Here is a 24,528-nt window from a genome sequence, read left to right on the forward strand (position 1 = left end):
CCGCGAGACTTTGCCTGGCCGTTGACGTTGACAAAGCAGCCGCTGGACGCGAACCTCCTTGGAATTTTTCCAAACTCTGTTAGTATAATAGAGAGCGTTGCCATCCTCGCCATGAATTCGGAGGGCTGCTGTCATGAAATCCTCTCATCAGCCAGTCCAGCCTGCCTCCATCCTGCTGTTTGACGGAGTGTGCCACCTGTGCCACGGGGCCGTTCAATTTATTGTGCGGCGCGATCCCCGCGGCCAAGTCCACTTCGCTTCCCTGCAGTCGGCAAAAGGGCAAGAGCTGCTGTCCGGCTTTTCTTACACTGACTGTCTCCAATCTGTCGTGCTGATTGAAGACGGCGTGCTCTATACGAAGTCCGACGCGGTCCTGCGGGTAGGACGCAAGCTGCGCGGCGTCTGGCCTGCCCTGGCCTGGGCGGGAATGCTGCTCCCTCGCCGTCTGCGGGATATGGTTTACGACTGGATCGCCCGCAACCGGTATCGCTGGCTGGGGCGCTCCGAGCAATGTATGCTCCCTGCTCCCGAGATCAGGTCCCGGTTTCTGGAGTGATGGCGGGCGTAGTTTTATGCCTTGAGCCTTCTTATTTGCACACAAAAAGGGCGTGTCCTGCGACAACGCCCTCTTCGTCATTTCACTTCGATTATTTGGTAACCGCCTGCGGGTGATCCGCACTGACCAGCTCCGCCGCCCTGGCGTTTGCTTCCACTTGAGCCGGGCTTTTGCTCCCTGGAATGACCGTCGTGACCGCCGGATGCGCCAGGCACCAGGCCAACGCCCACTGCGCCATGTCGACTCCCTCTGGCACCTCGTTCTTCCGGATTTCTTCCACCTGCTTGAGCAAACCCGCAACATATTCGGGATCATGCCGATGCCGCACATCGTTACCCGCAAAAACGGCGCCTGGTTTGTACTTTCCGCTCAGATAGCCGCTCGCCAGCGGCACGCGGGCCAGTACGCCGAGATCCTGCTCCATGCAGGAAGGAAATACGTCTTCCTCCGGCTTGCGGTCCAGACGGTTGTAGACCGCCTGAATGGTCTTCGCATTCACCTTCGTGGCAGACTCGGTCTGATACAAGTTGCCATTTTTGCCGATCGAAAGACCAAGGTGCCGGATTTTTCCCGCCTGCACCTGCTTGTCGAGCATCGTCCACAGCTCGTCGTTGTCGAACGCCTCGTCCGGGCCGGAATGGAACTGGTACAGGTCGATGTAATCGGTCTTCAATGCCCGCAGCGATCCATCCAGCTGCGTCAAAACTTCTGCCGCGCCGTATCGGTCCGTGCGGGTGAACCTGTCATGAAACTGATGGCCGAATTTGGTCGCCACAATCCAATCCTCGCGGCGGTCTTTCGCCAGGTAATTCCCGATCAGGCTCTCGGACAGATGATCGCCGTAGCACTCCGCTGTATCGATCAGATTGATTCCCAGCTCTTTTGCCTTGCCGAGAATCTGGTCGACATCCGCTTGCGTGAAGTCCATCCCCCATTCTCCGCCAAACTGCCATGTGCCGATCCCGATAACGGAAACGGTCAGCTCTGTTTTCCCCAATCTGCGGTACTTCATGCGGGTCCCTCCCTGCTCTCTTTTATTTCTGCATGAACAACCCAAGTGAACGAACAGTCGCTTGGGAACTGCCCAGCCGATCAGATCATCTTCTCGATCGTCAGATTGCTGATGAACGCCTTGCTGTTCTCCTTGCGCTCCTTGCGCATTTTTTTGCGTTCCTCCGCCGAGGCCATCAGTCTTTTCTCTTCTTCGGTCTCGGGAACGACTGCCGGCACTTCGGTCGGGTTCCCCTGCTCATCGAGGGCGACAAACGTGAGAAACGAGGTAGCTGTCAAAGCTCGCTCTCCCGTCTGCAAATTTTCGGAGATGACTTTTACGAAGACTTCCATCGACGTTCTCCCTGTCGAGGAGACGAACGCCTCAAGGCAAATGGAGTGTCCCATCTTGACAGGAGACAGGAAATCAATCGAGTCTATAGAAGCCGTCACGACCGGACGGCGTGAGTGCCGCATCGCAGAGATGGCAGCGACCTCGTCGATGAATGCCATCATCGATCCGCCAAAAATCGTTCCGTGATAGTTGGTATCCGAAGGTTGTACCAGAGAAGCCTGGATGGTACGAGATGCTTGCATTGTCTTGACTTTCATAGCTGTAACTCCTTTGCGAATCTACTACATGCAGTACCCATCATAACACAAGGGCTTCGCGGTTCCAATCAGTTCCGTAAGCCGGCAGCACCTTCGGCAAGCAGCGACTCTACCCGCTCCGCATCATCCTGCAGCAAATAGCGAAGCAACGGGAGGTTCCATTCGTAGGCCGGCCGATAGCCTTCCAGCGCGAACAGCGCATCATCCAGATGACCTGCCTGTTTCCGCCGCTCCTGACTCGCGCAGTAAAAATGGTCGAGGTAGTCGGTGCCCCAGCGCGAAAACGATGACGTTTCAGACGTTACAGCCGTCAGGAGGATTCCTTCCCCTGTCTCGATCAGATCAAGCGGGTACAGCTGGCAGCTGAACGGCTTGAGCGGTTGCAGCTCGCTTTCCGTCTGCTCGGCGTACGCGTGGATCGCACACCCGTACTTGCCGTCCAGCTCCCGGTAAAACAGGCAATTGCCGTGCTTCATGCGAATCGTCCCCGGCGGCTTCCCCAGCTCCCAAATGCCGTACGCCTGCCAGTTCGCCCGCTCCTTTTCGTCCTGCAGACGCTCCGTAATCATAGGCAAATGCTCTTCCAGGACGGGAATCTGCCGCTTGTCCACGGCGTAGGGCTGTCCGCCTTCGCAGCAAGTCTCGCCGTGCACATCCCGGCAGTTCCAGCAGTCGAGGTGAAAGGGCGCGAGCAGCGCATCCACATCGATCCAAAACGCTCCTGCCCTGTACAGCTTTTGCCGATGCTTTTTGATGTATTTCTCGCAGTGGTACGCCTCTTTTTGCGTCATCGGATCTGGCGTACCTACGTAGCGGAATCGTTGCAGCGTCCTCATTTTTCCAGAACGACTTCCGCTTCTGTGCCAAAAATAGCCAGACGCCCTTCCGCGAACGTCGCCAGGTCCACCTCTTCGCCCGGGATTTCCATCAAAATTTCCAGCGCTTCGTCATCTTTGTCGGTGAACTTCAATAGCAGGTCCTTTTCCGCAAATTCGTTATCTGTCAGCTGAAAGCCGACCAGCTTGCCCGTAAACTGCGTTTCTTCTTCCTCGTCTTCCTGATCGGTATCCCACTGGGTAAACGTAATCGTCGCCCATTTGTTTTCAAATTCGTCCTGCAAAAGCGAAAGCAGCTTGGCGTGTTGTTGAATGTCCATGTTCATCCCTCCGAAATGCTGTTCCTGCCCATCATCATACCATTCCCGGCTGCCAATCGCCAAAAGAAAAGCCGCTTCACCGATGGAAGCGGCTCTCCCGACTGCGTCAGCTCACCTTGCTGATCGTCTGGGCAAGGGCAAAATCCTTGCCGGTCAATCCTTTTGCTTCTTGGGTCGCCAGTGTAAACGTCACCGTACTGCCGTTCACCCGGATCTCTACGTGCTGGCCGTCGTATTCCAGAAGCTCCGCCACCCGGTTGACTAAGCTGATCGCTGCGGCAAAATCGCGACAGTGATACGTGCGGGACAACGCCATCCGATCCTCGACGAGCTTCCAGCCTGGCACCTTGCTCAAATACAGTTTGACCTGCTCCAACGACAGCTTGCTCAAAGGCAACGCCCCCTTTTGTCCAATGAACGGTTGTAACATCATCATATTCACTGGACAAGCGAGATAGTCCCTGACGAGAGCCGCCTTTTACTGTTTGACTGCATAGAAAATCATGCGGGGAGAACGATCCGCTTCAAACGGCTCGAACTGGTAATCGCCGAACACCTGAATGCGCCCAAAGCCTGCCCGCTCCAGCATGCCGCGCATTTCTCCGGCGCTGAACAGGCGCACCTGCTCCCTGTATTCGCGCGGCTCGCACGTCCCCTCGCTCCGAATCGTGATCCGCTTTTGCACAAACCCGTTTTCGATCCAGCGCTGCTCGTGAATCTGCATCCCTTCTGCTTCCTTGTGCGATTCCGGCACGAGGTTGGCCTGCACGTACGATGGGCTCAGGTAGTCGATGACGACCTCTCCTCCCTTTTTCAATGCGCGCGCCATATTCCGAACGACCGTCTCGTTCTCCTCATCCGTCGAAAAGTAACCGAAGCTGGTAAACAGGTTGACGACGATGTCAAACTCCTCGCGAAACGTGATTTCGCGCATATCGCAGCGGACAAAGCGCAGGTTCGGATAGCTGTTTTGTTCTTCCGCCAGCTTCAGGAGCACAGGTGACAGATCGACGCCGACCACCTCATACCCCCGGCGAGCCAACGCACGTGAATGACGACCGTTTCCGCAGCAAAGATCGAGGACGCGCCCCGTTGGCTTGATGGGCAGACGCGCCAACAGATTGGCCACCTCGGAATCGGCCGCTGCATCGTCGCGATGCCGGTACACGAGGACGTAATCTTCGCGAAAGCTGCGTTCAAACCACTCTTCTTCCATGCATAAACTCCTTTTATCTAGGTGAGTAGGTGTATTATACCATAGCGATTGCCGATGACCGATTCCGGCTTTCCAGAAGCAACCAGTCTTCCATGATCATCGCGCATCTGCCAATTGCGGCTTGTCAGGCTCCTTTCCCTGTTCCATGATAAGGAAAGAGACTTGTGCAACGAAGGAGAGATTACCGATGAAAGTACGTACAGGCGACGGCACCGAGCTATACACCAAGGCCGCGGGAGAAGGTCCTCCTTGCCTCTTTATTCACGGTGGACCAGGAGCCTGGAGCTACCATTTTGAAGCGTTGGGGGGAAGCTCCTTGGAGACCGACCTGAACATGATCTACCTGGATCAGCGCGGCTGCGGGCGCTCGCCGAGTCCGCAAACCGATGATTTCCGGCTAGATACGGTCGTCGATGATTTTGAAGCCGTTCGAGAAGCGTATGGCATCACCGATTGGATACTCTTGGCGCACTCTTTTGGCGGGATCTTGGCAGTCCGCTATGCCCAGCGCTATCCCGAGCGTGTAAAAGCGTTGATCCTGATGAACAGTACCCTTAGCATCTTCGATTCGCTGCAGCACCAAACCCGGATCGGCTGGCAAATGCTCCGGGAGCGACAGCTCGATTGTCCCGCAGTTGAACATCTCTCCCCTGAACATCTCTCCCCTTTTGACCAGTGGAATACCGTCGCTGGGCTGCTGGTCCAGCATGATCTGTTTTACCAGTTGCAATACGCCAGCAAAGAAGCATTTCTGGACGGAAAAAGCATCGACGCGCAGTTGACGGCAGACCAACGTTTTGCCAAGTACGTGTTCGCGTCAGAAGAATATCAGCAAGACTTTCGCCCGGCAACCGCAAACATTTTGACGCCGACCTTGATTCTCGCGGGAGAGGAAGACCACGCTGTGGGGCCAGATCATCACGCGGCTTTTCGCTTTCCCGATCAAGAGATCGCACTCCTCCCCGGTAAACATGTACCCTACCAGGAACATACGGCTGCCTGGCGAGAGACTATCATCCGCTTTCTCCATAAAAAAATACCCCTGCCGCAGTAACATGCAGCCGAGGAGTATATCTTGTACGCCAAGAAGGCTGTCTATCTTCTCACCTCTCTGCCCAGGCGAATTTTTTCGCCTACGCGCGCGATGATGTTCTCGACAGACGCCGGGTCCTCGACGACGTCGTATTCGTTGATGTTGACGCGCAAAATCGGGCAGGCGGTAAACGAACCGATCCATTTCTCATAGCGCTCGAACAGGTCCTTCCAGTATTCCACAGGGGTCTGCTGCTCCATCGGGCGGCCACGTTCCTTCACACGGCCGATGATGTCGTCGAAGCTGCCCTCCAGATAGATCAAAATATCCGGATGCGGGAAGTACGGTGTCATGACCATCGCCTCGAACAGCTCCGTATAGGTCCGGTAGTCTTCTTCCGTCATGTTCCCCTGCTCGTACAGCATGCGGGCAAATATCCCTGTGTCTTCGTAAATGGAGCGGTCCTGCACGAAGCCGCCTCCGTAGTCAAACATCCGCTTCTGCTCCTTAAAGCGCTCAGCCAGAAAAAAGATTTGCAAATGAAAGCCCCAACGGGACAAGTCATTGTAATAGCGGCTCAAGTACGGGTTATTGTCCACCTTTTCGACAGACACGCGAAAGCCCAGCTGTTCGGCCAGCGCATGCGTAAACGTCGATTTGCCTACCCCGACTGTCCCGCCGATCGTGATGACTGCGTTGTTTGGTATTCCGTATTTTTCACGAATGTCGCTGTTTTGAAACCTAGACATGTACGCAACTCCTTACTCTCGCTTGCTAGCGAAAAATGACTCGCCACTCAATTCCGCTTCTCCATCAGCTCCCGAACCTGCGGCCCGATCACATCCAGCACATGGCGCAAATCTTCCGGACGATGCACGAAATCCAGATGGTCACAGTCGAATTTGATGACCGGCGTATCGGGATGATGCTTTTCAAATGCGTCCATGAACTCGTTGTAGTCGGCGATGAGGTTCTTCATGTAGCCCACGTCCATGCTGCGCTCGATGTCGCGGTCGCGCAGGGCGATTCGCTTCATGACGGTATCGAGGGAGGCCGTCAAGTAAATGACCAGATGAGCCTGCGGCAAATCCTCCGTCAAAATATCGTAGATTTTCAGGTACTTCGGCAAGTTGTCACTCGACAGCGTTCGTTTGGCAAAAATCGTATTTTTGAAAATATTGTAGTCCGCAACGACGGAAATCCCTTGTTGCAAATACCGGGAATGAATATCCTGCAGCTGCTTGTACCGATTGCACAAGAAAAACATCTCCAGCTGGAAGCTCCACTCGGCAATATTTTCATAAAACTTACCCAAAAACGGATTTTCGTAAACGATCTCTTCGAGCAGCTCCAACTGAAAGGCTCGACTCAATTCCCGTGACAGTGATGTCTTGCCGATTCCAATGGGCCCTTCAACGGTAATCAAAATGGACTCCTTCATGTAGCGTTACGTTCCTTTCACGAAAATGAGACGAAAATGAGAGCATTCCATATTGTAGCATGCCAATATATTTTTGTCGAAAAAATTCGTTTCGTGTCATGCGTGCAACCTTACCTCCTGAGCCGCGGACAAAGCATCCGTCCTCATAAAAAAACTGCCCGCGCCCGTCGAGCAGTTCCGTTTTCCGCTACGTAAAGTATTCGATTTTTGCCTGCGGAAACAGGCGGGCAATCTCCTTTTCCAGATGGGCCTGCAGCGCTTTTGCCTTTGTATCCGGATACACGTATTTTCCTTTTCCGTACTTCCCCCACTTGTACTTCCTCTCTTCCTCCTGCATCTCCAGCTTCGTTTTGGGATAGCGTTGCAGGATCAGGTTTTTGGCAATTTTCGTAAAGCGATGCTGGATCAGCTCAAAGGTGAGATCGTGAAAAGCATCCGGAACGAGCTGGCTGTGCAGCCGCTCCAAAAGGTCCGTGTAACCCGCCTCCCAACCGTCAAACCAGTACAGCGGCGCCAGGATAAACCCGAGCGGATAGCCTGCCTTCGCTACTTTTCCCGCCGCCTCCAGCCGCTGCTCAAAGCTGGACGTGCCTGGCTCGAAGTTTTTGATCACGTAGTCGGCGTTCATGCTGAACCGGAAGCGGGTATGCTTGTTGTGCCTGGCATCGAGCAAGGAGTCTACATGATGAAATTTCGTGACAAAGCGCAGCCTGCCGTTTGGCTGCTCACCCATAAATTCGATCGCGCGCTTCAGATTGCCCGTGATGTGCTCGATGCTGACCGGGTCCGAAGTGCACGCTGCCTCGAAGCGGGTAATTTCCCCCTGCCGCTCCTGGATATACTTTCGCGCCTGCGCGAAAATCTCGTCGATATTGACGTAGACGCGAATATACGGCTTCGTGCCGACGTTGGTGTTCAGATAGCAGTAGTGGCAATGGGCAGCACAGCCTGTCGCCAGAGGAATGGCATATTCTGCCGATGGCCTGGAAGTTTCAAATTTGAGTGTTTTGCGTACCCCGATGACCAATGTCCGCTTGGCGTTGCGGTACTTCTCCACATCCGTTTCACCTGGAATTCCGCGCACCTGATTGTGGCTCGTCGTCATGTGGATCGGGATGCCTTCCCGTTGAAACCGTTCGTAAAGCTCTCTCCCCAACGGGTAATCGAGCGCATGCGGCTCCACGAAGACAAAGTCCGGGACAAACAGCTGGGATTGTTTTGGCTCGGTCTGCCTGGGCATTTCCGTCAATGTTGTGGACATGGGCATTCCTCCTGCGACTAGTATGACCCGGCAACTGCGGCGCAACAGACGGAAACCACTTACAGTTGAAACCTCCCCATCTTACTGAAAGGAGCTTTTGAACGCACGCAACGTTTGTCTCGCCAGTTCTTCCTGATGAGCCGGGACTTGCAGGGTGTAAATATATCCCGCCCGCTTCGTCTCTCGGGAGATCAGCCGCACGAGAATGCCTTTGCTCTCCAGATAGGTGCGGCATTCCTGCGCGATGCGCGGAAGCCCGTACGATTCATGGATCGTTACCCATTTGATCCACATTTCTTTCGCCCACCTTTTCACTCGCTCTCGCACCCGGCTCCACGGCCGCTGCGATGCTCTCTTTCCAGAGTAATCAGCTGCTGGGCGTTTGGTTCGCGTAAGCATCAAGCTGGCGCAGCCGTAACATGTGTGTGACCATAAATACAGTCGGTACGCCGAACGAGTGCAGCCATCCGTTCATCCATTCCCCCGTGCAAACGGTCCCAAGGCTTTCCTTTTTCCTTTGCCGCTGAACAAGACGAAAGCCCCCGAGCGGTCGGCTCGAAGGCTTCCTGTTTAATCGGCGACAGCCCAGTGGTTGGTCGGCCCGTGACCTTGCCCCAGCTGCGGCGCCGTCTTGATTGCTGCAAAAATAAACCGGTTGGCGCGTTCCACGGCCGGCACGAGCGGCGTTCCTTTTGCCAGCTCTGCCGCAAGCGCCGCGGAAAACGTGCAGCCCGTTCCGTGCGTGTGCCGAGTCGCTACGCGTTCGTGCGTGATTTCATAAAAAGCTTGTCCATCGAAGAGAATGTCGACGATCACATCGCCTTCCAGATGGCCGCCTTTCATGAGGACGTTGCGCACGCCCAAGGCATGAATGGCACGGGCGCCCTCCCGCATCTCCTCGGGTGTCCGGATTTGCATCCCGGTCAGGCACTCCGCTTCCGGCAGGTTCGGCGTGACCACCTCCGCCAGAGGAAGCAGATGCTGCTTCAGTGCCGCGATGGCTTCATCGAGCAAAAGCTTCGCCCCTCCTTTGGCGACCATCACCGGATCGACGACCAGCCTGGAGATGCCGAACGCGCGAATTTCCTCTGCAACGGCCTGAATAATCGCGGCATCAAAGAGCATGCCGGTCTTGACCGCATCTGCGCCGATATCCCGCAGCACTTCGCGAATCTGCAAAGAAACGGCTTCTGCCGGCATTGGGTACACACCGGCCACTCCCAGCGTATTTTGCGCGGTCACGGCCGTAATCGCGCTCATCCCGTACACGCCAAACTGGTGGAACGTCTTCAGATCCGCCTGAATCCCGGCTCCCCCGCCGCTGTCGGAACCTGCTATCGTTAACGCTGTTGCAATCTTGCTCATGTTCTCCCTCCTGCAGACGCTTGATCTGATACCGAGTATATCATCCACCCGCCAGCTTCGGTATACTAGGATTGACTGATACGCCCAAGGAAGGGATTTTCGCCATGACCTACCGCATTTTTTACTGGTTGACCGTGCTGATCCCCACTGTCATTATCGGGGGCTTTGAATTTGTACGGCACGATTTTCTGTTGTCGTACATGTCCATGGAAACCGGCAATATTTACATCACGCTGCTGACCTTGCTGCTCTCCTTTCTGTTTGCTACGTGGATGTTTCGCACGATCGGACGGATGAACGCGAGAATTGTGGAAGAACAAGCCCGGCGCGCCGTCTACGAGGAGAGGGAGCGGCTTGCCCGCGAGCTGCACGACGGCATCGCCCAGTCGTTGTTTTTCCTGAACGTCAAATTGAAGCAAGGACATCTCGACGAGGCGCGTGTCGCCGTCTCCGCCATCGACAATCACGTGCGCCAGGCCATTTTCAATCTGCGTTCGCTCCCCGAAGAAGGCAGCCTGATGCAGCGGCTGGAAAAATGGCTGGTCCAATGGAGCGCGCTCTCCGGCATTGACGTATCGACCGAACTGCAAATTCCGGAAGGCTTTTATTCGCCCGCCGAGGAGGTTCAGCTGTTCGGCATTATCCAGGAAGCGTTTGCCAACATCCGCAAGCACTCGCAAGCGCGCCACGCCTGGCTGCGTCTCGTCGCGAACGATCCGCGCGGATGGACACTCGCCATCGAGGACGACGGGGTCGGCATCAACGGCCCTGCAGAAGAAATGAAAAAATACGGGCTGGCCATGATGCGCGAACGCGCCAAACAATTGCAGGCAAGTTTCGACATCGGGCCGCGTGCGGCAGGCGGCACCGCGATCAGCCTGACATCTCAAGCAGGAGGTTTTGCTCAATGAACGGCTACCGCGTCTTGATCGCCGACGATCATCCCATGGCGCGCGCCGCGATTCGCAGCCTGCTCGAACCGGACCCCTCCTTTGAAGTGGTCGGCGAGGCGGAAAACGGCGAAGAAGCGTTTCGGCTGTGCGGCGAGCTTTTGCCCGATCTCGTGCTCATGGACATCAACATGCCCAAATGGAGCGGGCTGGAAGCTACGCGCGAAGTCAAGAAAGCGTACCCCCAGATCAAAGTCGTGATCCTGAGCGTCTCCGACGATGTCGGGGATCTCATCACGGCCATTCAGTTTGGCGCACAAGGCTATTTGCTGAAAAACCTCGAACCGGACGACTGGATCAACTACCTGCACGCCTTGCTCGGCGAGGACAGCGAGCTGTCCCGCGAGATGGCCAACCGCCTGCTGCACCGCTTCCGCCATGATGAACAGCCAGACGGCATGGCTCCCGATGTGCTCACCCCCCGCGAACGGGAAATCGTGATGTACGTCGGAGCAGGCAAAACGAATCGGGAAATCAGCGAGGCGCTCGTCATCGCGGAAAATACCGTGAAAAACCATGTCAAAAACATTTTGGACAAGCTGCAGCTCGCCAACCGGGTCCAGCTGGCCGCCTATGCAGTCAAGCACCATCTGATCGTAAAAGAATAGCAAAATCGGCAAGGCAGGTGACCCGTTCACCTGCTTTTTTGCATATTCCTGGCGTTCATGCTCTCCCCTCGCCATGGCCTGATCGCCAAGATGCTCGCCCGCCGAAAAGTCCGCTTGGAGGAAGCGTGAGCGAGAAGTAACCACGCGCCTCCACCCGCTGTCCCTATGGCTCCCCTTGCAAAATCGATTGACGGTTACCGAACTGGCCTTTTATCATGGGGATCAATAGGAATTTTTTCCCACTTCATCGATTGTGAGGGATGCCAGATGCTCTACCGAAGAAAAACGTATCGAATCCGGCCCGAGCGGCTGGAAGAGTTTACTCATTTTTTTCAGACCTATCTGTACCCGAACCAGGTTGAGCATGGCGCGAAGCTGGTGGGTCGCTGGGTGAACGAAGCCGCAGACGAAGTTACGGCAATCTGGGAATACACCAGCAGAGAGCATTACGAACAGATCGAACAGAGGATAAAACAGACCCGACTCCATCAGCTGGCACAGCAAAAACGCCAAGAAGCAGGAGAGCTGTACCTGGAAAGCCGACAAGACTTTTTGACCTCCACGATACCAGTGGTTCCCCGACCTGTACTGGCCGTCAGCGGTTTGATTACAAACCAGGCAGGGGAAGTTTTGCTCATCCGGAATGTGCATCGCGCAGATACGTTTGAAATGCCCGGCGGCCGGGTCGAACCGGGAGAGACTTTGGATGAAGCGCTGCACCGGGAAATCATCGAGGAGACAGGCATATCCGTCAGCCTGAGCGGTGTCACCGGGGTATACCAGAACGCTTCCAACGGTGTCATCTGCGTCGTCTTCCGGGGAGAATACGAGTCCGGCGAGCCGCGACCGGCGCCAGGCGAGACATCTGAGGTCATTTTTCAAAAGCTCACACCAGAGAACATCGAGCAATGGATCACAAGGCCGCATTTCCGAAGCAGAACGCTCGACGCCCTGGCCTCGCACGTCTTTCCGTACGAAGCGTACCGGGTAAAGCCGTACGAGCTGTTGAGCCGCTATGAGCCGAAAGCCGAAATGGACTGACAAGCCGAAAGGGAGCCAAAGACTCGGCAACGTTATCACCCAGCAGCTGTACTGTAGTTGTTGTACACATACGGTTCTTTCGTGGTACATGCAGCAGAGCGGACAGGGCGACCTTCCTACCTTTTTTTCAGAAAATTGCTACCAATCACCCACTTTTCTATGGTTTATTTTCCATTTTTTACATCCTATAATGAAAGGAACACCCCTTGTCCAACCGGAAAGGAGGTATGTTCCCCAAAAGGCCGCCCGCCTGAATGTACGTAACCCGTGTCAGAGCCACTACTCTCTCGACGAATGGAGGCGTTACGCATGAACCATCCTGACTTTCGCCAATTGCAAGCCTGCACAGAGGACGTGACAGTCGCTGCCCTGGACGAGAACAGCGGTCCGCCAGATCCGGCTGAATTCCGCACGCTGTACGGCCGCTTGCAGGATGCTGCCGATTCCCTTCCCCCGCTTTACCGCGAGCAGGTCTACTATCCCTTTATGCAGTCAATGGACAAGCTCTCTGAAGCCGGATTCAACAGCATGCTCCGCCGGGACCCGCAAAAGGAACGGGAAGCCGGACTGTTCTGCGACATTGCCCAGGCGATTTTGCAAAACAGCGAAGCGTACGAAGCGGAAGCGACAGATGCTTTCCAGGAAGTCGTCAGCGATTTATACGACGGCTTTTTGAGCGAGGAGGACAGGAAGGGCATCAAACCGCCGGACCAAAGCCTGATCGCTCCGCTCGTAAAATGGGGACGCCCCCAGTTTGGGCCTTATACGTGGACGGCAGAAGCGGCCGCCCACTTTGGCATCAAGACGGGCATTGTCAATCTTCCTCCCGCCAATGCCCGGCACGGGTTGTTGGCCTGGGCTGCGCTGGGGCACGAGACGGCCGGGCACGACATCCTGCACGCCGATACGGGATTGCTGGCGGAGCTTCAGCAGTGCGTGCACAACGCATTGGCGGACGACCTGCAGGATCGGGCTTTGGCGGATTACTGGTCCTTGCGCATCGACGAGACTGCCTCTGATGTGCTGGGCATCCTGAACACCGGTCCTGCTGCCGGCATCGGCCTGATCGGCTACTTCCGGGGACTCAACAAGGCGTATACGGGCAAGGCAAAATTGCGCAATGCCGGACCTGCAAACGATCCGCACCCCGCAGACATCTTGCGCGGCTACCTCGCCGCGGAGACTGTTCGGCTGCTGCACTTCGACAACGCCATCCTCTGGGCAGACGCGCTTCTCGAAGAAACGGACAAAGACCTCGAGAAAATCACGATAGGCAGGGACGTACTGGACGCAGAGAAGGCCAAAAAGTCAGCGGCCATCGTCGCACACACGATTGCACAGACGCGCCTGTCCAGCCTGGAATCTCATTCTCTGGCGCAAATCCAGAATTGGCATAATCATGACGAGAAAGTCGTCCAGGAAATTCGCTCCCATCTGTCCAGCTCAGCGCCCGTTTCAGAATGCATCGTTTCCGGCATGTACGCGGCTCATGTCGTTGCGGCCGCCGTCACATCATCCATTGCGGGCGAAGTGGCAGTCTCCACCGCTTTCAGCGGCATGACGACACTGCTGAAAAGCATGCACGACGCCAATCCGGCGTGGGGTCCACTCTACGTTCGCCATCGCGGCGATCTGGCGCCGCACCGGATTTACACACGTACGGCCAGCTAAAGGGAGCAAGAAACTGCTTCGATCCGTCCGAACACAGAGTTACGAAAGGGGCTGTCTCAAAAGTCGATTTTTTGACTTGGAGACGCCCCTTTTGCCGTTCAAAAACGCAGAAAAATCAATGGTTTTCAATTTGGTGACTTTCTCAATATTGCCATTTTTAGGCAACCACTCTTTTTTCTCGATCATTCAAATAACTACTTGAATGTTATAATGTTTATGGTATGATTTAGGTAAATACCATACAGAAAGAAGGAAACGTGCATGTTTGGCTACGATGTCGTCGTCATCGGCGGGGGTCAGGCAGGCCTATCCATCGGTTACATGCTGAAACAGCTCGGGCTTCGGTTCACCATCCTGGAGAAGCACGGGTGCATTGGCACAAGCTGGCGCAATCGCTACGATTCGCTGGTGCTTTATACCCCTCGTTACCTCAATGACTTGCCAGCACTCCCCTTTCCCGGTGAGCGAGGTGGATTGCCGGATAAAAATGAGACTGCGGATTACTTGGAGCAGTATGCGCAATTTTTCGCTTTGCCGCTCAAATTGGGTGTCGAGGTCATCCGCCTGGAAAGAGCAGAAGACGCATTTCTGGTGTACACCCGGACACGGCCAGTTCTGCGAACACGAGCCGTCGTCGTTGCGACGGTCCCTTTCAATTGCCCGATTGGCCCCCCATGCACCGCGATGCAGGAAGTGACGTAACCCAGCTACACACAGGGACATTCCGCAACGAACAGCAACTGGCCCCAGGATCGGTGCTCGTCGTCGGTGGAGGCAATTCGGGTATCCAGATTGCCGCAGAGCTGGCTGAAAACAGGCCCGTTTATCTCTCTGTCGGGCAATCCCGTCTCCATCTGCCTGAACGCATTTTGGGCAAACCTGTTTTTAGCTACATGCGTGCCCTCGGCTTGCTTACAGCGCCTGCCGAATCCTGGCTGGGAAAACGTCTTTCGTCTGTGCCAGACCCGATTATCGGGTATCATGGAGCGATACGGCGGCTCATGCGTTCAGGACAGCTGCGGATGATGCCGCGCACCCTCTCCCTGGCTGGCCAAACCGCTTTCTTTGCAGACGGGAGCACTGCTCGCGTATCGAACATCATCTGGGCGACCGGGTATCGCTCGGACTACGGCTGGCTTGCTGTTCCCGGCGCCTTGGACGAATACGGTCGTCCCTTGCATACCCGCGGCGTCTCCCCTGTACCCGGTCTTTATTATCTTGGGCTGCCCTGGCAGCGCAATCGCCAATCTGCTCTGATGGGCGGCGTCAGTGTTGATGCTCGCTTGCTGGCAGACGACATGATCCGCTTTCTCAATTCTTGATCTTATTGCCTGGGAGGTAGATAGATATGGGACACCACCATCATCATGGTCACGCACATGGAGATCACCACCATCATCACGGCAGGGGAGCCAGCAAAAAGGCACTGTTTACGTCGCTTTTCATCATCACGCTGTTTTTTATCGTCGAAGTGATCGGCGGTTTCATCACGAACAGCCTCGCGCTGCTGTCGGACGCCGGCCACATGCTGAGCGACGCTTCCGCCCTCTTGCTTAGCTTGCTCGCTCTGCATTTCGCTTCCAGGCCGCCTTCTGCGAAGAAAACGTTCGGTATGCACCGGTTCGAGATTTTGGCGGCGCTCATCAATGGCGTAACGCTCGTCGTCATTTCCCTGGTGATCGTGTGGGAAGCGTACCAGCGCCTGATCCAACCGCCCGAGGTCCAAAGCGGGACGATGGTCGTCATCGCCGTCATCGGGCTGGCAGCCAACATCGCGGCGGCATTCGTGCTCATGCGCGGAGACTATCAGGAAAACATGAACGTCCGCAGCGCCTATCTCCACGTCCTTGGCGATTTGCTCGGCTCGGTCGGGGCCATCATCGGCGGGATTCTCATGTGGGCGTTTGGCTGGTATATCGCAGACCCGCTGATCAGCTTGATCGTCGCTGTGCTCATCATGGTCAGCGCCTGGCGCGTGACGAAGGAGTCAGTCCATATTTTGCTGGAAGGAGCACCCGGCCGCCTGGATACGGCTGCCATCGCCGAAAAACTGCGCCAGCTCCCTGGGGTGACAGCCGTCCACGACTTGCACGTCTGGACAGTAACGTCAGGCTTTGAGTCGCTCACCTGCCATCTGCTTGTGGAAGACGACCTGCCCAGCTACCCGATCTTGTCCAAGGCCCTGCATGTGCTGCAGGCGGAATTCGGCATCACCCACGCGACCATCCAGATCGAAAATTCATCCGTGCAGCACGGCAGCCTGCACTGTCAGGACAGCTCCCCGCAAGGACATGACCTTCCTCAATACGGACACGAGCACGTACACGAAGGCGAGCATGAGCATGAACACCAGCATGAACACCAGCACAAACATTAACACAGCCACGACCATGAACACGTCCGCAACCGCAAATGAACGCAACAAGGGGCTGTCTCAAAAGTCGATTCATTGACTTGGAGACGCCCCTATTGCTGTTCAAAAATGTTGAACAATCATCGTTTTTTATTCCGGATCAATCTTCCATAGTGGACAAGTCCCCTGTCGGCAAGCCCAGTTCCCAGGCTTTCAGGACACGGCGCATGATTTTGCCGGAACGCGTTTTCGGCAGCTTGTCGCGGAATTCGATCTCACGCGGCGCGGCGTGTGCGGCCAGACCTTCCTTGACGAACTTGCGGATTTCTTCCATCAGCTCCTCGCTCGGCTCGTAACCGGCGCGCAGCGAGATGAACGCCTTGATGATCTCGCCCCGTACCGGGTCCGGTTTGCCGATGACGCCCGCTTCCGCTACCGCCGGGTGTTCGACCAGCTTGCTCTCTACTTCAAATGGACCGACCCGCTCGCCGGACGTGTTGATGACGTCGTCGATGCGGCCCTGGAACCAGAAGTAGCCTTCTTCGTCCTTGTACGCCGAGTCGCCGGACACGTACCAGCCCGGGATGTGGAAATATTCCTGATATTTCGCCGGGTTGTTCCAGATTTGTCTCATCATCGCCGGCCAGCCGACTTTGACAGCCAGGTTCCCCATGCGGTTCGGCGGCAATTCATTCCCATGATCGTCGATAATCGACGCGTACACGCCCGGGATCGGCTTGCCCATTGAGCCAGGCTTGATTGCCATGGATTTGTAGTTACAAATGAGCTGTCCGCCTGTTTCCGTCATCCACCACGTATCGTGGATGCGTTGGTTGAACACGCGCATGCCCCAATAGACGACTTCCGGATTGAGCGGCTCACCCACGCTCAAGATGTGGCGCACGCGGGAAAAATCGTATTTTTTCACCAGCTCGTCTCCCGCGCCCATGAGCATGCGGAACGATGTCGGCGCGCTGTACCAGACGCTGACTTTGTATTTTTCCACAGTTTCGTACCACGATTCCGGTGTGAAGCGTCCGCCGCGCACTACGCTCGTCGCGCCGTTCAGCCAGGGAGCGAAAATGCCGTATGCGGTCCCTGTCACCCAGCCCGGGTCAGCCGTGCACCAGTAGATGTCGTCTTCTTGCAGATCCAATACCCATTTTCCGGTCTGATAATGCTGGATCATGGCGTTGTGGACGTGCAGGACACCCTTCGGCTTGCCGGTAGATCCGGACGTATAATGAAGGATCATGCCGTCTTCGCGATCCACCCACTCGATTTCCAACTCCGAGGAGGCTTTCTCCATTTCATTCTCAAAGCTGATTTGCTCTGCAGGCAGCTCGTCCTTGGCCCCAACGACGATCACATGCTTGAGCGCAGGCAGATCCTTGACCGGAACGCGCGGCAGCAGGGCCGGCGTCGTCACGATCGCGACGGCTTCGCTGTTTTCCAGGCGGTCGCGGACGGCTGCTTCCATGAACGCTTCAAACAGCGGCCCTACAATCGCACCGACTTTCAATGTCCCTAAAACGCTTACATAAAGCTCCGGCGTGCGGGGCATGAACACGAATACGCGGTCTCCCTTGCCAATTCCCAGTCCGCGCAGCACATTCCCGAACTTGTTGGAAAGCTCGCTAAGTTGTGCAAAGGTGTAAGTCTCTTCCCGGTTCGAGTCACTGTATATCAAAGCTGTTTTGTTTTTGCGCTCCGTCAGCAGATGGCGATCAATCGTCTCATAAGCCATGTTCACCTTGCCTGTCTCATACCAGGTGAACTCCTTTTCCACTTCTGTCCAATCAAAGTTTGCGTACGTTTCGTCGTAATTGGTCAGATTGAACCGACCTTCCGTTGCCGGAATTTTTTCCACGTTCATACTTTCACTCTCCCAGACTCCAATGGATTCTTTTTTTCACTCAACTTTCATAATATTTCTGCACTTTCCTCGAAATTCCTCCTGCCAATAACCTACTTCTTTGAGAATCGATAAATTCTAGTATAATGGGCGTTATTCACAACCAAAAAGGAGATGGCATACGGAAAATGATCTGGCTGATCCTTGCAGCAGCTGTCGTCCTGCTGTTCATCCGCGCATACCGCAATACGTTCGATGTGCATACGAATTATGTATCCATTCCGCTTCAGCCTTCCCGCAGACTCCCTGATCCTTCGGTTTGGGAGCCGCTGTCCATCCTGCACCTGTCCGACTTGCATATGGAAAACCTGTCTGTCCCGGCGTCGAGAATCGCGGCTGATTTTGCAGGACGGCCGCTAGATCTGATCGCAATCACCGGCGATCTGCTCGATCGCCATAAAAATATTCCAAAGGCAGTCCGTTACGTGGAGACCGTCACGTCGCTTCGCCCGACGCTCGGGACCTGCGTCGTGTTCGGCAATCACGATTACGTCCTGTCTTTGCCGAAGCTCGCCATGCTCAAGTCCGAGCTGGAGCGAATCGGCTGCCGCGTCCTCGTCAATGAACACGAAACCGTCTATCATCATGGGCTGCCGCTGCATATCATCGGTGTCGACAACTTTTCCACGGGTCACACCAAACTCGCCAGGTCGTTTCAGAACGTGCCGGATGCCGGCGTGCGGCTGGTGCTTACCCACGATCCGAACGTCGTCCTGCACATGCGGGACTTCCCGTACGACTATTTGCTGTCCGGCCACTTTCACGGCGGGCAGATTCATTGGCCGCGCCCGTTTCACCTGGCGAAAATGGGCAAGCTGCCGAAGCTCAATATGGTCAAAGGACTGCATCGCGTAGACGGGCGTCCCTTTTACATCAGTGAAGGGCTCGGCCAGACTGGTCTAAATGTCCGCCTGCGCTCGCGTCCGGAAATTACCGTGCACACCCTTGCCGGTGCCCCGTCAGTCAGTGCGCCCGCCTCTCCTGTTTTGCAGGAAGCAGCTGCCACGCTCGCCCTCGAGTGAGGTATAATGAGTGAAAAGGTTTTCACTCCTGTAAGACGGAGGTGCTGATATGGACCAATGGTTGAAGCTGGCAGAGCAAATACGCCTGGAAACGGGCCTGCCTGTTGCATGCCTGCAGACCTCCCGCAGCGAAGCCAACCTGTTGTTGCGCGAACAGGAGAGCCGCGGCTGGGAGGCTGCTGCCGTTTCCGAAGATGACAAAGACGGCAATCTTTGGCTGCTTCTGATCGAGAGCAGCTCCTGGCCGCCGCCAGCCCGCGCGATGCTGAAGCTGTTGTTCGCTCCGCCCCAAGCCAGCCCCGAGGCTTCCTTGACGGATCAGATTGCCGCCTGGTTGCAGAGCGTGGTCCAAGGAGCGCCGATTGCTCCCCCGCAACGATTGGAGCCGCAGTGGTCGTGGCGGGAAAAACGGGCCGTCTTTCTCATGGAGCGCTGCCGGTCCGAAAGCTCGTTTGAATGGCAGTCTCTCGAATCGCTGCTGCCTGATTTTTTCAAGGCTCCACCCGGTTCCTTGCACGGATTCCCATTGGGTCGTGCTTATTATTTGCTTCTCGTCCCGCTTTCCATGCTGGGAAATCAATGTGCGCCCGAAGACTTGCTCGAATGGGCGTCGGGGCTGCACGACCTCATCTCGACAGAGCGGATGGAGCACGTCCGGCTGACGGTCAGCCCTCCGATCGAGACTGCGCTCGCGCTGGGCAAAACGCTCGATCAGCTGCTGTCGCTCTCCCGTGCCCTGACGAAGTATCGGCCGCGCGTCATGGTCGCGGGCACCTGGAATTATCCGCTGGAGCAATGGGCCTCCTCGCTCCCTGCCCCGCTCGCCGATCAGCTCGCCCGCTCGCTTCGTTCCGGCAACACAGCGCTGCAGCTTGGTGCGGAACAGCTGGAGACGCTGGAGACCTTGTTCGCCTGTCAGCTCAACGTCAGCGACACGGCCCGCCGGCTTTATGTGCACCGCAATACGCTTCTGTACCGGCTGGACAAGCTGACCGAGCAGACCGGACTGGACCCCAGGCAATTTCCCGATGCTGTCCTGCTGCAGCTGCTGCTGCTCTTTCGGCAAAATTGACCATACAATTCGTACAATTTGTCCCTAGTCCCCACTTCCAAGGCTTGGTACGATCAAAGATAGCAACATGGCGATCGCTCCCTTCACCATACCCAGGAGGTGCCCGGCAAAATGGCCAAAGTTACGCTCAATCATATTTACAAAAAGTACGCAAACAACGTCACTGCCGTCAACGACTTTCATCTGGAGATCCAGGATCGGGAATTTCTCGTGCTGGTCGGTCCGTCCGGCTGCGGCAAATCGACCACGCTGCGCATGATCGCAGGTCTCGAGGAAATTTCCGAAGGCGACATGTACATAGGCGACCGCCGCGTCAACGATGTTCCTCCCAAAGACCGCGACATCGCCATGGTCTTTCAGAGCTACGCCCTCTACCCGCACATGAACGTGTATGAAAACATGGCTTTCGGCCTGAAATTGCGCAAATTTTCAAAAGCTGATATCGACAAGCGGATTCAGGAGGCGGCGCGGATTCTCGACATCTCCCACCTGCTGGAGCGCAAACCGAAGGCGCTGTCAGGCGGTCAGCGGCAGCGCGTCGCCCTCGGACGTGCCATTGTGCGGGAGCCGCAAGTGTTTCTCATGGATGAGCCGCTGTCCAATCTGGATGCCAAACTGCGGGTGCAGATGCGCACGGAAATTTTGAAGTTGCATCAGCGGCTGAACACGACGATCATCTACGTCACGCACGACCAGACGGAAGCGATGACGATGGGCGACCGCATCGTCGTCATGAAGGACGGGCTGATCCAGCAGGTGGCGACGCCGACCGAGATTTACAACCATCCGCGCAATCTGTTCGTCGCCAGCTTCATCGGCTCGCCTGCCATGAACTTCCTGAAGGGCAACGTCGTCGAGAAGGAAGGAGCGCTCGTGTTTGAAGCCGAGCAGATTCACGTCACCTTCCCCAACGACAAGGCGAAGCAGTTGCGCGACAAAGGCTATGTGAACAAGCAAGTCATCTTCGGCATTCGCCCCGAGGACCTGTACAGCGATACGCAATTCGTGGAAGCCAATCCGTTCGACAGCTTCCTGAACGCCGAGATCGACGTGGTGGAAAACATGGGCTCGGAGCTGTACGTCTACTTCCACAATGTTGCACAGACGCAAATGGTCGCCCGCGTGGATGCGAGAGAAAGCTTGAAACCTCGCATGACGGTAAAACTGGGGATGGATCTGGCGAAATGCCACGTATTTGACAGCGAGACGGAACTGGCTGTATTCTAAGAGAAAGTGAAAAGGAATGTCTTTTCCCGACATTCCTTTTTGTGTTTTCTGTGGCATCCCTGTCCAGGCAGACGAGTACCGTTCAGAGAGAAAAGAGTGGAGAGGAAAGAGAAATGACGTTCAAAATTGTCTTCTTTGACATCGACGGCACGCTGCTCAATACGAAGCATGTCATTCCGGCTGCTACACAGGAAGCCGTCCGGCGCCTGAAGCAAAACGGCGTGCAAGTCGCGATCGCAACCGGCCGTTCTCCTTATCATTTGACGCCTGTTGCCGAGCAGCTCGGGATCGATACGTTCGTCAGCTTTAATGGCTCCTACGTCGTGAGTGAGGGAAAAGTGATTCATCACACCCCCTTCTCTGCAGCGACGCTGGCTACGCTGGAAGCGATGGCAGACCGCAACGGCCATCCGATGGTGTTCCTTAGTGCGGACAACTGCTACGCAAACGTCAGCGGCCATCCGTACGTTATCGAATCGTTCGACTCCTTGCGCTTGCCGGCCCCTTCTCACCGTCACCGCTACTGGGAAGAAGCTCCGATTTATCAGGCGTTCCTCTACTGCAGCAAGGAAGAAGAAGAGCCTTACGTGGGCCGTTTTCACGAAGTCTCCTACGTCCGCTGGCACAAACGCGTCCTCGACGTCTTGCCCAAGAGCGGCTCCAAAGCCAAGGGTATCGAAGCCGCTTTGCGCCACTTCGGATTCAGCCCTGACGAAGCGGTCGCATTCGGCGACGGGCTAAACGACAGAGAAATGCTTTCCTACGTCGGGATGGGAATTGCCATGGGCAACGCGCACGAAGAGCTGAAGCCGTTCGCCGCCCGCATTACCCGTCACGTCGACGAGGACGGCATCCATCATGGATTAACACAACTAGGTCTGATTTAGCAGGAAGGATGTAGGTTTTTCACATGTCTTGGGAATTGTTTAACATTATTGGCACTGTAGCATTCGTCATCAGCGGCGCGGTCATCGCGATGGAGGAGGAATACGACCTGCTTGGCGTCATCGTGCTCGGGATGGCTACCGCTTTCGGGGGCGGGATTTTGCGCAACATTTTACTGGGGATTCCCCTCGCTTCGTTCTGGAATCAGGGGACCCTGTTTACCATCGCACTCATTACGATGTTCATTGTCTTTATCCTCCCCCACAAGTACATCGGTTACTGGAACCGCTGGGGCATGTTTTTCGATGCAGTCGGCCTCTCCGCTTTCGCCATCCAGGGCGCGATGTATGCGACCCAAATGAATTACCCGCTGAGTGCGACGATCGTCGCTGCGGTCCTGACAGGGATCGGCGGCGGGATTATCCGCGATGTGCTCGCCGGCCGCAAGCCGCTGGTGTTCAAGGAAGAAATTTACGCGGTCTGGGCGATGGCAGCGGGACTGGCTGTCGGCCTGAACTGGGCGAAGTCCGTGCCGGAACTTTACGCACTGTTCATCGCCATCATCGTGTGCCGCATGGTTTCCGTCTACCAAGGCTGGAAGCTGCCGCGCCGCTCCCTGCGCAGCACGCCATCCACGGTCCGGGCGCTCAACAACCGGATGTAAGGTTTTCCCTTCATAATCGCTCCCTTGATGTGCAGGATATATCCATAAGCACAAGAGGGAGTGATTTTTTTGCGTCTGGCCCCGATTGTCGTTGCGGTCGCACTGGTCGGATTGGTCGCGATACCGTATCGCATGTATCAACACGCACAGGAAGAAATGCGCGAGCCTCATCCCCGGGTCACCTCCGTGGAGGCGAGCATTCCCCGGATCAACTACATTGAACAAGTGAAGGACATCCGGCGCGGTCTGGAAAAAAGCAGCCACGTGCAGACGCTTCACCACAATCCGCGTGACCGGAGCCACTATATCGAGCACGAAGTCGTCGTTCGCTTTTCGCCTCGTCCCGATCAAAAAAGCATTGACCGGATGGTCGCCTCCCTCGACGCAAAAATCAAGCGTGATTTCGGCAAGTTCATGATCATTAAATCCCGCAGCCTGACCACGAAGCAGTTGATGAAAAAGCTGGCGGAGCACCCCGATTCCGTCTTCGCTGAGCCCAACTACCTACTGCTACCGAACCGAAAGCCGAACGATCCATACTACACCGAATACCAGTGGAACTTGCCGTTGATCGGCATGGAGCAGAGCTGGGATGTAAGCGAAGGCAGCAACGATGTCATCGTCGCGGTAGTCGATACCGGCGTGGACATGAATCACCCGGAGTTCAAAGGCAAGCTCGTGAAAGGCTACAACGTGCTCGAAGACAACGACAAGCCCCAGGATGACAACGGCCACGGCACACATGTATCCGGCATTATCGCTGCCCGAACGAACAACAGGGACGGGATTGCCGGCATGACCTGGAAAAGCAAGCTGATGCCGATCAAAGCCATCGGTGCGGACGGGTCAGGCTCTGCCGTCGACATTGCCCGAGGCATCTATTGGGCGACAGATCACGGAGCCGAGGTCATCAACCTGAGCGTCGGCAACTATACATCTTCCGCCGTTCTGAAAGAAGCCTGCCGTTATGCCTACGACCATAATGTGGTCATGGTCGCCGCTTCGGGAAATGACGCGTCCGACCAGCCGAGCTACCCCGCTGCCTACGAGGAAGTCTTGTCCGTGGCGGCAGTGGATCACCTCAAGGAACGGGCAGACTTCTCCAACTTCGGCGATTATGTCGACGTCGCCGCACCGGGCGTGGACATCCCCAGCACGTACATTGACAACGACTACGCCTCCTTGTCCGGCACGTCCATGGCGTGTCCGCACGTCGCGGCTCTGGCTGCACTGGTGCGCTCTGTCCACCCCGACATGAAAAACAGCGATGTGATGGAGCTGATCCGCAAATCTGCGGAAGACCTTGGCCCGCCAGGCCACGACCAACTGTACGGCTACGGCATGATCGACGTGAACAACACGCTCAAGCAGCTGCACACGGAGCCGGCCAATACCGAGCAGCCGCCCGCTACGATCGGCGGCTTGCTAAACAAGTTTTTGCTGCGCCTGCGCTTTGGTTTCGAGTGACGGCGGGCAGAAAAAAACAAGCA

General features: G+C 55.9%; 27 protein-coding genes. 15 read left to right on the plus strand and 12 right to left on the minus strand.

The features are described 5' to 3' along the window. Positions 1 to 133: 133 nt before the first annotated feature. The gene (locus ACFSO0_RS19060; protein WP_376883089.1) at positions 134 to 556 is read left to right on the plus strand and encodes a thiol-disulfide oxidoreductase DCC family protein; all 423 of its coding nucleotides are present in this window, start codon (positions 134 to 136) and stop codon (positions 554 to 556) included. Positions 557 to 647: 91 nt separating this feature from the next. Here the strand turns inward: ACFSO0_RS19060 and ACFSO0_RS19065 are convergent, their stop codons facing one another. From ACFSO0_RS19065 to ACFSO0_RS19090, 6 genes are all read right to left on the minus strand, one after another. Further along, the gene (locus tag ACFSO0_RS19065) at positions 648 to 1,568 is read right to left on the minus strand and encodes an aldo/keto reductase (protein ID WP_376883091.1); all 921 of its coding nucleotides are present in this window, start codon (positions 1,566 to 1,568) and stop codon (positions 648 to 650) included. 80 nt (positions 1,569 to 1,648) lie between these two features. Then, the gene (locus ACFSO0_RS19070) at positions 1,649 to 2,158 is read right to left on the minus strand and encodes an acyl-CoA thioesterase (protein ID WP_376883093.1); all 510 of its coding nucleotides are present in this window, start codon (positions 2,156 to 2,158) and stop codon (positions 1,649 to 1,651) included. A gap of 68 nt (positions 2,159 to 2,226) precedes the next feature. Next, a complete protein-coding gene (locus ACFSO0_RS19075; RefSeq protein ID WP_376883095.1) occupies positions 2,227 to 2,994 on the minus strand; it encodes a DUF3109 family protein in 768 nt (255 codons plus the stop codon). Further along, positions 2,991 to 3,314: a hypothetical protein gene (locus tag ACFSO0_RS19080; protein ID WP_376883097.1), complete on the minus strand. Its 324-nt coding sequence runs from the start codon at positions 3,312 to 3,314 to the stop codon at positions 2,991 to 2,993. The genes ACFSO0_RS19075 and ACFSO0_RS19080 overlap by 4 nt, the downstream gene beginning before the upstream one ends. Before the next feature lie 106 nt (positions 3,315 to 3,420). After that, positions 3,421 to 3,705 (minus strand): 4a-hydroxytetrahydrobiopterin dehydratase, encoded by a 285-nt coding sequence (locus ACFSO0_RS19085; protein ID WP_376883099.1) that lies wholly within the window; start codon positions 3,703 to 3,705, stop codon positions 3,421 to 3,423. An 87-nt stretch (positions 3,706 to 3,792) separates the two neighbouring features. Continuing rightward, positions 3,793 to 4,530 (minus strand): class I SAM-dependent methyltransferase, encoded by a 738-nt coding sequence (locus tag ACFSO0_RS19090; protein ID WP_376883101.1) that lies wholly within the window; start codon positions 4,528 to 4,530, stop codon positions 3,793 to 3,795. Between the two features lie 187 nt (positions 4,531 to 4,717). Here ACFSO0_RS19090 and ACFSO0_RS19095 point away from each other — a divergent pair, with 187 nt between their 5' ends. Next, a complete protein-coding gene (locus ACFSO0_RS19095) occupies positions 4,718 to 5,584 on the plus strand; it encodes an alpha/beta fold hydrolase (protein ID WP_376883103.1) in 867 nt (288 codons plus the stop codon). A 41-nt stretch (positions 5,585 to 5,625) separates the two neighbouring features. Here the strand turns inward: ACFSO0_RS19095 and ACFSO0_RS19100 are convergent, their stop codons facing one another. The 5 genes from ACFSO0_RS19100 to thiD all read right to left on the minus strand — a co-directional run bounded on the left by ACFSO0_RS19100 (position 5,626) and on the right by thiD (position 9,630). Further along, positions 5,626 to 6,312, minus strand: coding sequence for a deoxynucleoside kinase (locus ACFSO0_RS19100; RefSeq protein WP_376883105.1), 687 nt, complete (start codon positions 6,310 to 6,312; stop codon positions 5,626 to 5,628). Between the two features lie 47 nt (positions 6,313 to 6,359). After that, positions 6,360 to 7,004 (minus strand): deoxynucleoside kinase, encoded by a 645-nt coding sequence (locus tag ACFSO0_RS19105; protein ID WP_376883107.1) that lies wholly within the window; start codon positions 7,002 to 7,004, stop codon positions 6,360 to 6,362. Positions 7,005 to 7,191: 187 nt separating this feature from the next. Then, positions 7,192 to 8,265 (minus strand): spore photoproduct lyase, encoded by a 1,074-nt coding sequence (gene splB, locus ACFSO0_RS19110; RefSeq protein ID WP_376883109.1) that lies wholly within the window; start codon positions 8,263 to 8,265, stop codon positions 7,192 to 7,194. Between the two features lie 81 nt (positions 8,266 to 8,346). Beyond that, positions 8,347 to 8,559 carry a hypothetical protein gene (locus tag ACFSO0_RS19115; protein ID WP_376883111.1) on the minus strand — a complete coding sequence of 71 codons (213 nt, stop codon included), beginning with the start codon at positions 8,557 to 8,559 and terminating at the stop codon, positions 8,347 to 8,349. 276 nt (positions 8,560 to 8,835) lie between these two features. After that, positions 8,836 to 9,630: a bifunctional hydroxymethylpyrimidine kinase/phosphomethylpyrimidine kinase gene (gene thiD / locus ACFSO0_RS19120; protein ID WP_376883113.1), complete on the minus strand. Its 795-nt coding sequence runs from the start codon at positions 9,628 to 9,630 to the stop codon at positions 8,836 to 8,838. Between the two features lie 104 nt (positions 9,631 to 9,734). On the opposite strand from thiD, the gene ACFSO0_RS19125 reads away from it, so the two are divergent. The 7 genes from ACFSO0_RS19125 to ACFSO0_RS19155 all read left to right on the plus strand — a co-directional run bounded on the left by ACFSO0_RS19125 (position 9,735) and on the right by ACFSO0_RS19155 (position 16,277). Then, positions 9,735 to 10,541 carry a sensor histidine kinase gene (locus ACFSO0_RS19125; protein ID WP_376883115.1) on the plus strand — a complete coding sequence of 269 codons (807 nt, stop codon included), beginning with the start codon at positions 9,735 to 9,737 and terminating at the stop codon, positions 10,539 to 10,541. Beyond that, a complete protein-coding gene (locus tag ACFSO0_RS19130; protein ID WP_376883117.1) occupies positions 10,538 to 11,188 on the plus strand; it encodes a response regulator in 651 nt (216 codons plus the stop codon). Before ACFSO0_RS19125 ends, ACFSO0_RS19130 begins: the two co-directional genes overlap by 4 nt. 267 nt (positions 11,189 to 11,455) lie before the next feature. Beyond that, on the plus strand, positions 11,456 to 12,229 hold the full coding sequence (locus tag ACFSO0_RS19135; RefSeq protein WP_376883119.1) for an NUDIX domain-containing protein: 774 nt from the start codon (positions 11,456 to 11,458) through the stop codon (positions 12,227 to 12,229). A gap of 309 nt (positions 12,230 to 12,538) precedes the next feature. Continuing rightward, positions 12,539 to 13,900: a hypothetical protein gene (locus ACFSO0_RS19140; RefSeq protein WP_376883121.1), complete on the plus strand. Its 1,362-nt coding sequence runs from the start codon at positions 12,539 to 12,541 to the stop codon at positions 13,898 to 13,900. Between the two features lie 261 nt (positions 13,901 to 14,161). After that, the gene (locus ACFSO0_RS19145; RefSeq protein ID WP_376883123.1) at positions 14,162 to 14,602 is read left to right on the plus strand and encodes an FAD-dependent oxidoreductase; all 441 of its coding nucleotides are present in this window, start codon (positions 14,162 to 14,164) and stop codon (positions 14,600 to 14,602) included. Beyond that, positions 14,575 to 15,222 carry an NAD(P)/FAD-dependent oxidoreductase gene (locus ACFSO0_RS19150; RefSeq protein WP_376883125.1) on the plus strand — a complete coding sequence of 216 codons (648 nt, stop codon included), beginning with the start codon at positions 14,575 to 14,577 and terminating at the stop codon, positions 15,220 to 15,222. Before ACFSO0_RS19145 ends, ACFSO0_RS19150 begins: the two co-directional genes overlap by 28 nt. 26 nt (positions 15,223 to 15,248) lie before the next feature. Then, positions 15,249 to 16,277, plus strand: a complete 1,029-nt coding sequence (locus ACFSO0_RS19155) for a cation diffusion facilitator family transporter (protein ID WP_376883127.1) — start codon at positions 15,249 to 15,251, stop codon at positions 16,275 to 16,277. A 136-nt stretch (positions 16,278 to 16,413) separates the two neighbouring features. On the opposite strand, the gene acsA is transcribed toward ACFSO0_RS19155, so the two are convergent. Continuing rightward, the gene (acsA, locus tag ACFSO0_RS19160; protein ID WP_376883129.1) at positions 16,414 to 18,129 is read right to left on the minus strand and encodes an acetate--CoA ligase; all 1,716 of its coding nucleotides are present in this window, start codon (positions 18,127 to 18,129) and stop codon (positions 16,414 to 16,416) included. A 167-nt stretch (positions 18,130 to 18,296) separates the two neighbouring features. Between acsA and ACFSO0_RS19165 the strand changes: the two genes are divergently transcribed. From ACFSO0_RS19165 to ACFSO0_RS19190, 6 genes are all read left to right on the plus strand, one after another. Continuing rightward, the gene (locus tag ACFSO0_RS19165; protein ID WP_376883130.1) at positions 18,297 to 19,190 is read left to right on the plus strand and encodes a metallophosphoesterase; all 894 of its coding nucleotides are present in this window, start codon (positions 18,297 to 18,299) and stop codon (positions 19,188 to 19,190) included. A 49-nt stretch (positions 19,191 to 19,239) separates the two neighbouring features. Beyond that, positions 19,240 to 20,262 (plus strand): PucR family transcriptional regulator, encoded by a 1,023-nt coding sequence (locus tag ACFSO0_RS19170; protein WP_376883132.1) that lies wholly within the window; start codon positions 19,240 to 19,242, stop codon positions 20,260 to 20,262. 111 nt (positions 20,263 to 20,373) lie between these two features. Then, a complete protein-coding gene (locus tag ACFSO0_RS19175; RefSeq protein WP_376883134.1) occupies positions 20,374 to 21,489 on the plus strand; it encodes an ABC transporter ATP-binding protein in 1,116 nt (371 codons plus the stop codon). 113 nt (positions 21,490 to 21,602) lie between these two features. Further along, positions 21,603 to 22,376 carry a Cof-type HAD-IIB family hydrolase gene (locus ACFSO0_RS19180; RefSeq protein ID WP_376883136.1) on the plus strand — a complete coding sequence of 258 codons (774 nt, stop codon included), beginning with the start codon at positions 21,603 to 21,605 and terminating at the stop codon, positions 22,374 to 22,376. Between the two features lie 23 nt (positions 22,377 to 22,399). Beyond that, positions 22,400 to 23,038: a trimeric intracellular cation channel family protein gene (locus ACFSO0_RS19185; protein ID WP_376883138.1), complete on the plus strand. Its 639-nt coding sequence runs from the start codon at positions 22,400 to 22,402 to the stop codon at positions 23,036 to 23,038. Between the two features lie 69 nt (positions 23,039 to 23,107). Continuing rightward, on the plus strand, positions 23,108 to 24,505 hold the full coding sequence (locus tag ACFSO0_RS19190) for a S8 family peptidase (protein ID WP_376883140.1): 1,398 nt from the start codon (positions 23,108 to 23,110) through the stop codon (positions 24,503 to 24,505). Positions 24,506 to 24,528: the final 23 nt, after the last annotated feature.

The organism is Brevibacillus sp. GCM10020057 (assembly GCF_042683565.1).
GTDB lineage: Bacteria > Bacillota > Bacilli > Brevibacillales > Brevibacillaceae > Brevibacillus.